This is a genomic window from Massilia aurea, assembly GCF_014200505.1.
Lineage (GTDB): Bacteria > Pseudomonadota > Gammaproteobacteria > Burkholderiales > Burkholderiaceae_D > Telluria > Telluria aurea_B.
Genome location: NZ_JACHBX010000001.1, coordinates 617,915 through 632,217, shown reverse-complemented (window position 1 = coordinate 632,217; position 14,303 = coordinate 617,915). Strand labels below are relative to the sequence as shown.

Here is a 14,303-nt window from a genome sequence, read left to right as displayed (position 1 = left end):
GAAGTTTCCTACCGGACAGCCCGTATTGACCATCAGTTACCACCGGCGCGCTGCACCGCGAACCGGATCAGCTCTGCCTGGCCTTCGATACCCAGCTTGCGCTTGATGTTCAGGCGGTGCGTTTCGACCGTGCGCACCGACAGATCAAGGTCGCGCGCGATCTGCTTGTTCGACTGGCCGGCGGCGATATGCCCCAGCACTTCGTGCTCGCGCGCCGTGAGCTGGTCACTCGGCACGGCCGGATTGGCCAGCTGGCGCGCCAGTGCGGCGCTGTAATAAATACCGCCGCCCATGACGGTGTCGATGGCCAGCACGATGTCCTTGCCCGGCGCATCCTTGAGCACGTAACCGCGGGCACCGGCGCCCATTGCCTGACTGACGTATTCCGGTTTGTCGTGCATTGACAACATCAGGACCGCAATACCTGGAAAACGCGCGGTGAGCTGGAATGTGGCTTCGATACCACTGCCGCCGCGCATGTTCACGTCCATTAGTACCAAATCGGGATGGTATTCGCCGGCGCGCTCGAGCGCTTCGGCGCTCGAGCCGGCTTCGGCCACGACGTTCAGGTGCGGCGCCGACTCGAGCCGCGCGCGCAGGCCGTCACGCACCAAAGGGTGGTCGTCCACCAGCAGAATCTTCACTTCTTTCGTTTCACCGTTCACTGCCCTACTCCTTCAAGTCGATGCTGGCCACCACGCTGGTGCCGCTGGACGTCGAATTGACCGACAGGCGTCCGCCGATCGCTTCCATCCGTTCCATCATATTCCTCAAGCCGATGCCCCGCTTCGGGTGCACGGCCACGTCATCGGTGTCGAAGCCCACGCCATCGTCGGCAATCGACAGGCTGACGCGGTTGGCCACCCGCTCGAGCGAGAGCTCGATGGTGCCCGCCTGGGCGTGGCGCTCGACATTGGTCAGCGCCTCTTGCGCGATGCGAAACAGCACCGTGCCGACCATGTCGGGCAGCGCATCCACGGCGCCGGCGGCGCGAAAGCGCACCGGCGTGCCGGCGTCCTCGCCGAATTCGCGGGCCAGGTATTCCAGCGCCGGTGCCAGGCCCATGTCGTCGAGCAGCGTCGGGCGCAGGTCGTGCGAAATGCGGCGCACTTCGCCCAGCACCGTGTTGACCTGCTCGACGGTGCGCTCCAGGCCGGCGCGCGCCAGTTCGCGCTTGCCGGCATCGCCGTCGAGACGGATGATGCCGGCCTCCAGCTGCAACTTGACCGAGACCAGCGCCTGGCTGATCCCGTCGTGCAGGTCGCGCGACAGGCGCGCCCGCTCTTCTTCCTGTGACTCCACCACGCGCTGGGCCAGCGCGCGCAGCTTGGCGTCGGCCAGGCGCCCTTCGCTGATGTTCAGCGCCAGCCCGCCACCGGCCACGCCGATTGTCGCCAGCGTGGCCAGCACGGCCATCCACAGCAGCGTCTGGTCGCTGTTGCGCGACTGCTGGGCCTCGACCAGTTCGAGCGCCGCCTCGACATCGTCGAGGTAGATGCCGGTGCCCATGACCCAGCCCCAGTGCGCGACCGGCACCACGTAGCCGAGCTTGGGCGCCGCCGTCTTGCTCGATGGCTTGGCCCACGTGTAGCGCAGGAACCCGCCGCCGCCCTGTGCCAGCCCGATCAGGCGCTGGATGGTGAGTGAGCCGGTCGAGTCGCGCCAGTTCCACATGTCGGTGCCGACCAGTTCGGGCTGGCGCGGATGCGCGAGGTTCTTGCCACGCGTGTCATACACGAAAAAGTAACCGTCGCCGCCGTAGCTCAGCGACGACAGGATGCGGATTGCCTCGGCCTGCGTGGCCGGGTCGCTGCGCCCGCTCTGCGTCAGGTGCGCGATCGAGCGCGTGGCCAGCTCGACGTAGTGGCGCAGCTCGGCCTCCTTGCTGGCCAGGTAGGCGCTGCCGATCGTGTCGCGCTGCTGTTGCGCCAGAGTGACAGCTTGCTGGCGCACGTAGAGGGTAATCGCGCACAGCGCCACGACCAGCGGGGCGACCGCCAGCATGATGACTTTTTGCTTGAGCCGCATGGGCCGACTGCCTTCTGATAGGGAAAGCAAGGCATTTTACGTGCGTTACGGGCATGCGTCCTACGTAGTGGTACGTAGCCCCTGCGTAATTGTTACGCTTGCAGTCCTGATAATTGTGCAAGATACTCATTGCCATGCTGTAAAGAATGGCGCCGGCATGTACTGGCGTACGAAGCATCAATCCATATCGGAGGAGTCACCAATGAAGAAAATGACGAGCATGCTCGGATGGATCGCCTTGTCCATCCTGGGCGCGTTTTCGCTCGGCTACATCGCGCTCAAACGCGGTGAAACCATCAATGCCATCTGGATCGTCGCGGCCGCCGGCTGCGTCTATCTCATCGCTTACCGCTTCTACTCGAAGTTCATCGCCAACAAGGTGCTGGGGCTCGACGCCACCCGCCAGACACCTGCCCACAAGTTCAACGATGGCCTTGATTACGTGCCGACCAACAAAAACGTTTTGTTCGGTCACCACTTCGCCGCGATTGCCGGCGCCGGTCCGCTGGTGGGCCCCGTGCTTGCCGCGCAGATGGGTTACCTGCCCGGCATGATGTGGATTCTGGCCGGCGTCGTGTTCGCCGGCGCAGTGCAGGATTTCATCGTGCTGTTCATGTCCACGCGCCGCGATGGCCGCTCGCTGGGTGACCTGATCAAATCCGAAATGGGCGAGATCCCCGGCATGATCGCGCTGCTCGGCACCTTCATGATCATGGTGATCATCCTGGCCGTGCTGGCCCTGATCGTCGTGAAAGCGCTTACGGGTTCGCCGTGGGGCACCTTCACCGTGATGGCCACGATCCCGATCGCGCTGTTCATGGGCATCTACTCGCGCTATGTGCGGGTCGGGCGCATCGGCGAGATTTCGCTAATCGGCTTCGTGTTGCTGATGCTCGCCATCATCGGCGGCCAGTGGGTGCACGATTCGCCAGTCTGGGGTCCGATGTTCACCTTCACCGGCACCGAACTGACCTGGATGCTGATCGGCTACGGCTTTGTCGCCGCCGTGATTCCCGTGTGGCTGCTGCTGGCGCCACGCGACTACCTGTCGACCTTCCTCAAGATCGGCACCATCCTCGCGCTGGCGATCGGCATCCTGGTCGTCGCACCGGATCTGCGCATGCCGGCCGTGACGAAGTTCGTCGATGGTTCGGGCCCGGTCTGGTCGGGCGGCATCTTCCCGTTCCTGTTCATCACGATTGCCTGCGGCGCCGTGTCGGGCTTCCACGCGCTGATCGCCTCGGGCACCACGCCGAAGATGCTGGAAAATGAAACGCAGGCGCGCTTCATCGGCTACGGTGGCATGCTGATGGAAAGTTTTGTCGCCATGATGGCGCTGATCGCCGCGTCGACCATCGACCCGGGCGTCTACTTCGCCATGAACAGCCCGGCCGCCCTGCTGGGCACCACGGCGCAATCGGCCGCCGCTGCCGTCTCGCAGATGGGCTTCGTGATCACGCCGGAAGCACTGGAGCAGATGGCCCGTGACGTCGGCGAACACACGATCATCTCGCGCGCTGGTGGCGCACCGACGCTGGCAGTGGGCATGGCCCACATCCTGTCGAACCTGGTCGGTGGCCAGACCATGATGGCGTTCTGGTACCACTTCGCGATCCTGTTCGAGGCTCTGTTCATCCTGACCGCGGTGGACGCGGGCACCCGCGCTGGCCGCTTCATGCTGCAGGATCTGCTGGGCGCGTTCGCACCATCGCTCAAGCGCACCGATTCGCTGCCGGCCAATCTGCTGGCCACGGGCCTGTGCGTCGCGGCCTGGGGTTACTTCCTGTACCAGGGCGTGGTCGATCCGCTGGGCGGCATCAACACCTTGTGGCCGCTGTTCGGCATCGCCAACCAGATGCTGGCCGGTATTGCGCTGATGCTCGGCACCTGCGTGCTGTTCAAGATGAAGCGCGGCCAGTACGCGTGGGTCACCGCGCTGCCGACCGTGTGGCTGCTGGCCTGCACGCTGACGGCGGGCTACCAGAAGATCTTCCACGACGACCCGCGCATCGGCTTCGTGGCGCACGCCAACAAGTATCAGGCCGCGCACGACGCCGGCACGATCCTGGCGCCGGCCAAGTCGATCGTCGAGATGGAACGGATCATCTTCAACGACTACGTCAACGCCAGCCTGGCCGGCTTCTTCATCTTCGTCGTGCTGGCCGTGCTGTTCTATGGCCTGCGCACGGTGATGGATGCCCGCAAGGCGAATGGCGCGACCGCAAAAGAGTCGCCGTACGTCGCCATGCCCGCACCGCAGGTGACCTGATGTTCGGCACCCTGAAGCAGGCCGGCAGTTACCTCGGGCAGTCGCTGCGCCTGATGGTCGGCCTGCCCGAGTACGACACGTACCTGGCGCACATGGAGCGTACGCATCCGGATGAGCCGGCGATGACGTACGAGGAGTTCTTCCGTGAGCGCCAGGAGGCGCGGTACGGGGGGAGTCGGGCTTCGTGCTGCTGAGGACTACCGTAGGGTGGGCGGCTATGCCGTCCACGCGTGCGACATGACGTCGCATGCCACAGTGCGAAGTTAGTTTGAACGCGTGGACGGGAAACCCGTCCACCCTACATAGAAAAGGGGACGCTACGGCGTCCCCTTTTCTATTTGCATGAGCAGAGTCAGATCTTCTATATCCCGCCTGAACTGTCGTGCGCCGCCACCAGCATGTCGATCAGTGCGCGCGATGCTGCCGACAGGCCACGGTGCGCCGGATAGACGACCGAGAACGCGCGTGTGCGGCCACTTAGCTGCGGCAATATCTCCACCAGCTGTCCCGCTGCCAGGCTGGTTTCGGCAAACAGGCGCGGACACAGTGCGATCCCCATCCCCTGCTCGGCCAGCCAGATGACGCCCATCGCGTCGGTCGAGACCATTACCGACGCCGGCGGGATCCAGTCGATGTCGCGGTCGCCATCGCGCAACTGCCAAGGGAACACCCGGCCGGTATTGGGCCGGACAAAGGCGATGCATTGCTGGCGTGCCAGATCCTCGAGCGTCGCGAGTGATCCGGCGGTCTCCAGATAGGCTGGGGATGCCAGCAGGCACAGTGGCGATGCTTCCAGCTGGCGCGACGCCATCGTGCTGCTGGGCAGCGGACCGGAGCGGATCGCCAGGTCGAAGCCCTCGGCCACCAGATCCACATTGCGGTTGGTGATATCGACGTCCAGCTCGACCAGCGGATAGGCGCGCGCGTAGGCGGCCAGTATGGGCGGCAGGCGCTGCTGGCCGTAGCCGGTGGACACGCTCATGCGGACCTTGCCGCTCAGTTGCGCCGTCGTGCTGCGCATCGCCTGCTCTGCCTGCCCGAGGCGGGCGAAGGCGTCGCGGGCCTCGTTGGCGTAGCGCTGACCGGCGTCGGTAAGGCTGAGGCTGCGCGTGGTCCGGCGCAATAACTGTGTGCCGAGGCGTGCTTCGAGTCGCGACAGGGCCCGGCTCAGCACCGACGGCGTGGTCGACAGCACGATCGCGGCTGCGCTGAACGAACCGTGCTCAACGACGCTCAGAAACACCTCTACATCAGCCAGGTGATCAAACTTTCTCGCCATCATGCTTCCTCAAGAACAAATCATTTGCCAGAATCGTAGTTTATCTATCTGCCGAGAAAAAATACAATGGTGCATCTCTCTTTCGAAAGGAATTACATGGAATTGCTCGACAAACTGAACTGGCGCTATGCCACCAAGGCGATGGACCCGACCCGTCAGGTGCCGCAGGAAAAGATCGATCGGATCATTGAAGCAGCGCGCCTGGCGCCGACGTCGTCCGGCCTGCAGCCCTATGAAATCCTGATCGTGAAGAATCAGGCGCTGCGAGCCAAGATCAAGGACGTCGCCTGGAACCAGGCGCAGGTGGTCGATGCCTCGCACCTGATGGTGTTTGCGGCCTGGGACAACTACACGCCCGAACGGATCAACCACATGTTCGACCTGACCAACGAAGTGCGGGGTTTTCGCAACGAAGGCTGGGAAGCCTACCGCCAGCAACTGCTGTCGACCTACCCTGGCCGCGATGCGCAGGTGAACTTCGAGCACGCGGCGCGCCAGGCCTATATCGGTTTCAGTGCGGCGATGATCGCGGCGGCCTTCGAGGAAGTCGACTGCACGCCGATGGAAGGCTTCGATCCGGCTGCGGTCGACAGCATCCTGAATCTGGGCGAACGCCATCTGCGTAGCGTGGTCATTCTGCCGCTCGGCTACCGCAAGGCCGAAGATGACTGGCTGGCGGGCCTGGCGAAAGTGCGCCGTCCGCTCGACCAGTTCGTCAGCGAAATCGACTGATTCCCGTTTTGCCGTAACCTGCCGGGCGGCGGCGATCTGAGTACGCCGCCCTACTCCCCCACCATGATCAGGGAGAGTGATTCACCATCCGCGTATCGCCCCAGGCATCACCCTGCTGCCTTCTGCGTTCGCGCATGAAGCGTCATGGGCAGGGCCCGGCCATGATCGCCGCTGTTCAGTGGGCACGACCATCATCGTTGGTTAGTTACATTTTTAGCGAATGGGACTTTAACCTTGCTGTCAGGATCAGTCCATCCAGCCTTCAGCACCTAATCTACGCGCTCCCTCGCAAGTTGGGCGTGTTTGCAACACGAACCCGGTTCGCCCGCCCCCTTTGCGTTCACGCAAAGCCGCGTACGCCCCTACCCCGTATATTTTTTTCCTGCGGGCTCTTGCCCGCGCGGAGGATCCGCGTCGTGCAGGTCCATGCCGCTGTGCCCACCGCGGGAATTGCGATGCCGAACTTCGAGCGCTCGAGCCTGAACCGGAAGCTGACCATCATCTCGCTGCTCTCGACCGCGACGGCGTTGCTGTTCGTGTTCGGCGCGTTTGCTGTCACCTCCATCCACAATCACCGGCGTGCCGAAGCCGCGCAACTGACGGCGTTCGCGCGCGTCATCGGCGCGGCCTGCGCCGGCGACCTGATGCTGGTCGACCGCAAGCAGGCCGGCGCGACGCTGTCGGCCCTGGAAGCCCGCCAGAGCGTCTCGGCGGCCGTGCTGTACGACCGCTTCGGCCAGCCCATCGCCACCTACCACACGCCGGGGCGCCAGGGCGCCGCCCTCGCGCCGCTGGACGACATCGAGGCCGGCACGCTTGATCGGATCAATCGCGACGGCCGCGCGCTGCTGGCGCGCCACATGCGCGTGGTGCAGGCAGTGCGGCACGGCGAGCTGGTGGTGGGCGCGGTGATGATCGAGGCCGACCTGTTGCCGATGTGGCTCGACATCGCCACCAGCCTGGGCGTGATCGGACTGGCGATGGGCGCGGCGCTGCTCGTGTCGCTGGTGCTGGCCGGGCGCCTCAAGCACAGCATCGCCGAACCGATCACCAAGCTGATCCAGGCCGCGCACAAGGTCTCGGCCAGCCAGAACTACGGCCTGCGGATCCCGCACACGCGCAGCGATGAACTGGGCGTGCTGATCGACAGCTTCAACGGCATGCTGGCGCAGATCGAAGAGCGCGGCGCCGCCCTGCTGCACCACCGCGACGAGCTCGAACGCCAGGTCGGCGTGCGCACCGAGCAGCTCGAAAAAGCCAAGAATGCGGCCGAGGCGGCCAGCCGCGCCAAGAGCGGCTTTCTCGCCACGATGAGCCACGAGATCCGCACGCCGATGAACGGGGTGCTGGGCATGACCGACATGCTGCTGGCCACGTCGCTCACCGACGCCCAGCGCAACTACACGCAGCTGGTGAAACGCTCGGGCGAGCACCTCCTGGTGATCATCAACGACATCCTCGATTTTTCCAAGATCGAGGCCGGCAAGCTCACGATCGAGTACATCAACTTCAACCTGTGGGACCTGCTCGACGAGATCCACAAGGTCTACACGCCGCAAGCAGCGGCCAAGGGCCTGGCGTGCGACTTCGACATCGCCAACGACATCCCGGTGGCGATCTGCGGCGATCCGAACCGGCTGCGCCAGATCCTGGCCAACCTGCTGGGCAACGCGCTCAAGTTCACCGACGATGGCCGCATCCTGGCGCGCGTGCGCGTGGCAGGAGAAGACCCGCAACAGGTCGTGCTGCGCTTCGAGGTGCACGACACCGGCATCGGCATTTCGCGCGAAGCACGGGCGCGCCTGTTCAACGCGTTCTCGCAGGCCGACGACTCCACCACCCGCAAGTACGGCGGCACCGGTCTTGGGCTGGCAATTTCAAAGCAGATCGTCGAGCTAATGAACGGCGCCATCGGCGTCGAGAATGCACAGCAGCGCGGCTCGGTCTTCTGGTTCACGGTCAGCTTCGACAAGCACCGCGTCGACCCCGACGCGCCCGGCCATCACCTCAATACACTCGATGGCCTGCGCGTGCTGGTCGTCGACGAACAGGACGCCAGCCGCAAGGCACTGGTGCAGCAGCTGACCGCGTGGCATGCGCAGTGCGACGACGTCGGTGGCGCGCTCGCGTTCGAGTGGCTGGTCAACGCGGCCCGCGCCGGCCGGCCCTACGATGCCGCGGTGCTGGACATGGAGCTGCGCGGGACCAGCGGCCTGGCCCTGGCCGCCGCCGTGCGCGCCGAACCGCTGGCGCGCGACACGCACCTGGTGCTGCTCAGCCCCGAACGGCTGGCCGCCGATCCGGTACAGCGGCGCGAAGCGGGCGTGGCGTACCAGCTGGTCAAACCGGCGCGCGCGGCCGATCTGTATGCGTGCCTGGCGGTGCGTGCGGCGCGGCTGCAGCGGCCGACCGCGCCCTCAGCGGCGGCCAGCGACCAGGAGCCCGCGCTGCATCCGGCCAGGCGCGCGCGGCGCGTGCTGCTGGCCGAGGACAACCCGGTCAACGTCGAAGTCGCCCGCGCGATGCTGGAAAGCCTGGGTCTCGAAACCGGCTGCGCGAAAAACGGCCAGGAAGCGCTGCGCGCCGTGCACGAAGGCCGCTGGGATGCAGTGCTGATGGATTGCCAGATGCCGGTGATGGACGGCTTTGCGGCCACCGGCGAGATCCGGCGCCACGAACGCGAGATGGGCCGCCAGCGCGGCCTGCCCGTGATCGCGATCACCGCCAACGCGCTACAGGGCGACCGCGAAGCCTGCCTGGCGGCGGGCATGGACGATTACCTGTCCAAGCCCTTCACCCAGCAGCAGCTGGCCACCGTCATCGGCCGCTGGATCACGATGCCGCTGCTGTCGGCGCGCGAGCATGGCGACGAGCCTGTCGTCGAGATCGCGCCGGCGACGCCGCTGCCGCTGCCATCAGCCCGGCCTGGGCCGGCGACCGGGCTGACGGCAGCGGCACCGACGCGCACCGATCCGCGCACCGATCCACGCACTACCTCAGGCGCCGATCCGATCAACCGCGCCGCCCTGGAGAATATCCGCGCCCTGAGCCGCGACGACGGCGACGCCCTCGTGCAGAAAGTAATCGCCGCCTATGTCGGCGACACGCCGCGCCAGTTGCATGCACTGCGCCAGGCACTGGGCGAAGGCGATGCCGAGAGCGTGCGGCGCGTGGCCCACGGCCTGAAATCGGCCAGCGCCAATATCGGCGCCACGCAGCTCTCCAGCCTGTGCCGCGAACTCGAACAACTGGGACGCAGCGGCAATGTGGACAGCGGCGGCCCGCTGCTGGCCGACCTGGCACGCGAGTTTCGCGCGGTAAGACTGTCGCTTCACGCAGCGCTTGAAAAGGAATCCTGACATGCCTTCCGCTCCCACCCAGCGCGTGACGGTCCTGGTTGCCGATGACGATCCGGTCATGCGGATGCTGATGCTCGAGATGCTGGCACAGGTTGGCCTGGACGGGATCCAGGCCGGCGACGGCATCGAGGCCCTCGACCAGGCCCGCACCGGCCAGCCCGACCTGATCCTGATGGACGTCGACATGCCACGCATGGACGGTTTCGCCGCCTGCCGCGCGATCCGCGCCGCCGAACGCGATGGCGTCTGCGTGCCGGTCATCATGGTGACCGGCAGCGACGACATCGAAGCCGTCACCCATGCCTACGAAGTGGGCGCGACCGATTTCGTCTCCAAGCCGATCAACTGGCAGATCCTCGGCCACCGCGTGCTGTACGTGCTACGCGCCAGCGACGCCATCGCCCGCCTGCGCATCGCCGACGCCCAGAACCGCGCCGTGCTGGCGGCGATTCCCGATACCTTCTTTCGCCTGAATGCCGACGGTTTCTATCTGGATTACGAGCAGGGTCATGAGCGTCCGGGACCAGGAGGCCCCACCCGCCCCGACCTGCCCGACAGCACCGGCGCCCGCTTCATCGGCAAACACCTGACTGCGACGCTGCCACCGGACATCGCCGGGCGCATGCTGGAGCAGATGAAGGCCGTGCTGACCACGCACCAGGTGCGCTCGGTCGAGTACGAGCTGGTCGACGCCGGCGTGGCCCAGCATTTCGAGGCGCGGCTGGTGGCCACCAGTTCGTCCGAAGTGCTGGGTCTCGTGCGCGATATCAGCGAGCGCAAACGCACCGAAGAACAGATCCGGCGCCTGGCCTACTGCGACGGCCTGACAGGGATCCCGAATCGCCAGGCGTTCCTGGAAACGCTCGAACGCGAGCTGCACCGCTCGCGGATCGGCAACAAGAAGTTCGCGGTGCTGTTCATGGACCTCGACGCATTCAAGCGCATCAACGACACGCTTGGCCACAATGCGGGCGACCAGCTGCTCAAGATGGTGTCCGAGCGCCTGCGCGACACCACGCGCCCGAGCGACCTGGTCTCGCGCGGCGATGGCGGCGACGTGACCGAAGACGGCGCCAGCAACCTGGCGCGCCTGGGCGGCGACGAATTCACGATCCTGATTCCGGACCTCGAACGGGTCGAGCACGCGCTCAACGTCGCGCACCGGGTGAAAGAAGCGATGCGGCGCTCGTTCATCATCGAAGGCAACGAGATCTTCGTCACGGCCAGCATCGGCATCTCGCTGTTTCCGGAAGACGGCGACGATTGCGTCTCGCTCCTCAAGTTTGCCGATACCGCGATGTACCACGCCAAGAGCTGTGGCAAGAACAACGCCAAGTTGTACAGCTCATCGCTGACGATGCAGATCATGAGCCACGTGAAGCTCGAAGTCGGCCTGCGCCGCGCGCTGCAGAACGACGAGCTGTATCTGGTGTACCAGCCGCAGCGCGACGTGCGCAGCGCAGAGATCGTCGGCGTCGAAGCACTGGTGCGCTGGCGCCACCCCGAGCGGGGCCTGATCGCGCCGACCGAATTCATCCCCCTGGCCGAAGAGACGGGCCTGATCGTGCCGATCGGCGAATGGGTGCTGCGCACTGCCTGCCGCCAGGCGCGCACGTGGCAGCGCCTGACGCAGCGCACGCTGCGCATCGCGGTGAACCTGTCAGCCAAGCAGTTCAAGGACGAGAACCTGTCGCAGATCGTGCTCTCGGCGTTGCTCGACACGGGGCTCGAGCCGCGCCTGCTCGAACTGGAGCTCACCGAAGGCACGCTGATGGACGATGCGCGCGCCACGATGGTCACGCTCGAACGCCTGCGCAATATCGGCGTGCACCTGTCGATCGACGACTTCGGGACCGGGTATTCATCGATGAATTACCTGAAGCGCTTCGACGTGCGCGCATTGAAAATCGACCGCAGCTTCATCTCTGGCCTGCCGCAGGATTCCGAAAACGCGGCCATCACGCGCGCGATCATCGCGATGGCGCATGGCCTCAAGATGGTCGTGGTGGCTGAAGGCGTCGAGACGGGCGAACAGCTCCTGCTGCTCGAAGAGTATGGCTGCGATATGGTGCAGGGCTACTATCTCGGCCACCCGTCCGGCGCCGAGACGATTACCGAGTTGCTGCAGGTCGTGCAACAACTGGTGCTGCCGGCCAGGTAAGGCCGCAGCTCCAGCTGCCTCAGGGATGCAGGCGCAGCGTGTAGCGCGCCGCACCCGGCAACAACGGCGTCGGCTTGCCATCGACCCAGGCCCCATGCCCGGTCAGGAAAAACGGCGACAGCGGATGCCCGCTCTGCCCGCCCGGCATATTGTACAAACCCTCTTCTTCGCGCCCCGGCGACACGACCAGGCGTTCGGACTGGCCGAACTTCGGCCCCGCCACGCGCGGCATGTGCGCGTCGCCGGCCAGCTGGTCGGCCGGTGCAGCGAGCCAGGGCCGCAGCGCCGGCACCGCCATGCTGATCGGATGCGCAACGCCTGCCGTGTTGCGCTGGCCCCAGGTGGCTTGCGCCAGCGGCGTGCCAGCGTCCTGCAGCGCGGCGATCGCGCGGTCCACCGCGGCCAGTTGCAGCGCCTGCCAATCGGCGTGGCCCGGCGGCAGCCAGCCGGCTGGCCGTGTGTCGAGCAGGCGCGCCACGACGGCCGGCCAGCGCGCGCTGGCGCCGGCGGCGCTGGCCTTCGGGTCGAGGTCCTTCAGCGCCAGGTTGGCGCCGCCGTACAGCAGGTCGTGCAGCGCCCACATGAAGTCGCGCGCGAGGCGGTAGCCGACCGAGTTGATGCTGGCGCGCCCATCCCAGCTGGTCTCGAGCAGGCGCCGGAACTCGGCGCGCGCCGGATGCCCTGCCAGCGCCCCGGCGTCGAGCGCGGCCAGCGCGCGGTCGCGCCAGGCGCCGATCAGGATCGCGCGATCGTCCAGCGCGGCGTCGAACGCGCGCCGCACGTCGGTCTGCGCGCCCAGCGCCGCCAGGCCATCGTGCAGCTGGTGGTTGCGCATGCCCAAATCGTAGCCGCCGTCGCCCAGCAGCGCGTAACCGGCGCCCATCAACTGGCGGCTGTTGGCGGTGGTGAGCTGGCCGTTGGCGGGATTGACCACGCGCGGATGCGCCGCGTAAGGCAGCGCGCCGGCCCAGGTCGGCGTTGCCGCATCGGCTGCTAGTGGAAAGGTGGTGTCGCTCGGCGCGGTCGCGCGCTGCGGCAGCAGGCCGGCGATCGTCCAGCCGATATTCCCCTGCGCGTCGCCGGCCACGAAGTTCTGCGCCGGGATGCCATCAGTGGCGGCCGTTGCCAGCGCGGCATCGAGCGTGGCGCTGGACTCGAGTTTCAGATGCTGCATGTTCAGCGCCGCCGGATCGTGCGCGATCCAGTGCACGGCGTAGCTGCGGCCACCGGCCTCGCGGATCGGGCCGAGCGAGGTCTCGCGAAACACCATCCGTTCGGCCGGCGCGCCTTTTACCAGGATCGACTCGACATGTTCCTGCGGCGTCTCCCACTGGCCCGCCACCTTGACCTGGCCCGGGCGCGCGGCATCGACACCCAGTTCGACCAGGTCCAGCGCATCGGCATAGCTGTTGGTGAAGGCCCACGCCACCTGGCCATTGCTGCCGACGATGACGGAAGGCGGCGCGCCGGGCAGGCTCACGCCGACGAGACGCCGCTGGCCGCCGGGCGCCGCCTGATCGGGAAAGCGCAGCGCCAGCCGGTACCAGATGTTGGGCAGTTGCAGGCCAAGGTGCATGTCGTCGGCGACGATCGCCGCGCCATTCGTGCTGCGGCTGCCGGCCAGTGCGTAGTTGTTGCTGCCGACGGAATCGGTCACGTCGAGGCCGGCCAGTTTGATGGGGGCATCTGCTGCGGCGGGCGCCCCACCCCACCAGGCTGGCGCATGTGCCGGAATCGGGGCCGGCGCTGGCGGGGCGCCCCCATCGAGCGTGGTGTCGAATGCGGTCGCCTCGGGCAGCAGAAAGGCCAGTTGCGCGGCGTCGCTGTGCTCGCGCAGCCAGCCGCGCGCCAGTTCGCGTGACGCCTGCATGCCTTGCAGGTCGATGTACATGGCCCAGACGACGAGCAGCGAATCAGCGCCATGCCACGGCCGCTGCGCCGCGCCGGTCAGCGCGTACTCAAATGGCCGTGCACCCAGCGCTGCCAGGCCGGCGTTGACGCCAGCCGCGTAGCGCTCGAGCAGCGCACGTTCGGCCGGCGCCAGGCGCGCGAACGTGGCCTGGGCGCGGGAAGCGAAACGGTGCAGGCGATTGGCGCGGTCGAGGGGGACGGCGCGTGACCCGAACAATTCGGCCAGCTCGCCGGATGCCGTGCGACGCAGCAGGTCCATCTGGAAGAAGCGTTCCTGGGCGTGCACGAAGCCAGTCGCATAGGCCACGTCTAGCCGTGTGGCGCCGGTGATCATGGGCACGCCGCTCGCGTCACGCTCGATGCGCACCTCGGCCGACAGGCCCGCGTCCTGATGCTCGCCATCGAGCTGCGGCAGGCTGGCGCGCAGGAACAGCCAGGCGCCCAGCAGTACCAGCAGCACGAGGCCCAGCAACGCGGCCAGGCCGCGCAACGTCCATTTCTTCCATCCCTGCATGGTGTCTCCGTGAATGCTCCCGCGTGCTGCGTATGTTGCCAGAAAAACCT

General features: G+C 66.4%; 9 protein-coding genes. 5 read left to right on the top strand and 4 right to left on the bottom strand.

The window, feature by feature from the left end; translation table 11 throughout:
* Positions 1-32: 32 nt before the first annotated feature.
* Together HD842_RS02690 and HD842_RS02685 are read right to left on the bottom strand one after the other, a co-directional pair.
* Positions 33-665 carry a response regulator gene (locus HD842_RS02690; RefSeq protein ID WP_183550591.1) on the bottom strand — a complete coding sequence of 211 codons (633 nt, stop codon included), beginning with the start codon at positions 663-665 and terminating at the stop codon, positions 33-35.
* Between the two features lie 4 nt (positions 666-669).
* Entirely contained in the window at positions 670-2,028 is a 1,359-nt protein-coding gene (locus HD842_RS02685; protein ID WP_183550588.1) for a cache domain-containing protein, read from the bottom strand.
* A gap of 202 nt (positions 2,029-2,230) precedes the next feature.
* On the opposite strand from HD842_RS02685, the gene HD842_RS02680 reads away from it, so the two are divergent.
* Both HD842_RS02680 and HD842_RS02675 read left to right on the top strand, forming a co-directional pair.
* Complete coding sequence (locus HD842_RS02680; RefSeq protein ID WP_183550585.1) at positions 2,231-4,297, top strand: carbon starvation CstA family protein; 2,067 nt, start codon at positions 2,231-2,233, stop codon at positions 4,295-4,297.
* Positions 4,297-4,491 (top strand): YbdD/YjiX family protein, encoded by a 195-nt coding sequence (locus HD842_RS02675; protein WP_183550582.1) that lies wholly within the window; start codon positions 4,297-4,299, stop codon positions 4,489-4,491. The genes HD842_RS02680 and HD842_RS02675 overlap by 1 nt, the downstream gene beginning before the upstream one ends.
* 167 nt (positions 4,492-4,658) lie before the next feature.
* Here the strand turns inward: HD842_RS02675 and HD842_RS02670 are convergent, their stop codons facing one another.
* Entirely contained in the window at positions 4,659-5,576 is a 918-nt protein-coding gene (locus HD842_RS02670; RefSeq protein WP_183550577.1) for a LysR family transcriptional regulator, read from the bottom strand.
* A gap of 96 nt (positions 5,577-5,672) precedes the next feature.
* Between HD842_RS02670 and HD842_RS02665 the strand changes: the two genes are divergently transcribed.
* The 3 genes from HD842_RS02665 to HD842_RS02655 all read left to right on the top strand — a co-directional run bounded on the left by HD842_RS02665 (position 5,673) and on the right by HD842_RS02655 (position 11,828).
* Positions 5,673-6,308, top strand: a complete 636-nt coding sequence (locus tag HD842_RS02665; protein ID WP_183550574.1) for an NAD(P)H-dependent oxidoreductase — start codon at positions 5,673-5,675, stop codon at positions 6,306-6,308.
* A 455-nt stretch (positions 6,309-6,763) separates the two neighbouring features.
* Entirely contained in the window at positions 6,764-9,667 is a 2,904-nt protein-coding gene (locus tag HD842_RS02660; protein ID WP_183550571.1) for a hybrid sensor histidine kinase/response regulator, read from the top strand.
* A gap of 1 nt (position 9,668) precedes the next feature.
* On the top strand, positions 9,669-11,828 hold the full coding sequence (locus HD842_RS02655) for a putative bifunctional diguanylate cyclase/phosphodiesterase (RefSeq protein WP_183550569.1): 2,160 nt from the start codon (positions 9,669-9,671) through the stop codon (positions 11,826-11,828).
* Positions 11,829-11,847: 19 nt separating this feature from the next.
* On the opposite strand, the gene HD842_RS02650 is transcribed toward HD842_RS02655, so the two are convergent.
* Positions 11,848-14,253, bottom strand: coding sequence for a penicillin acylase family protein (locus HD842_RS02650; protein ID WP_183550566.1), 2,406 nt, complete (start codon positions 14,251-14,253; stop codon positions 11,848-11,850).
* Positions 14,254-14,303 lie beyond the last annotated feature (50 nt).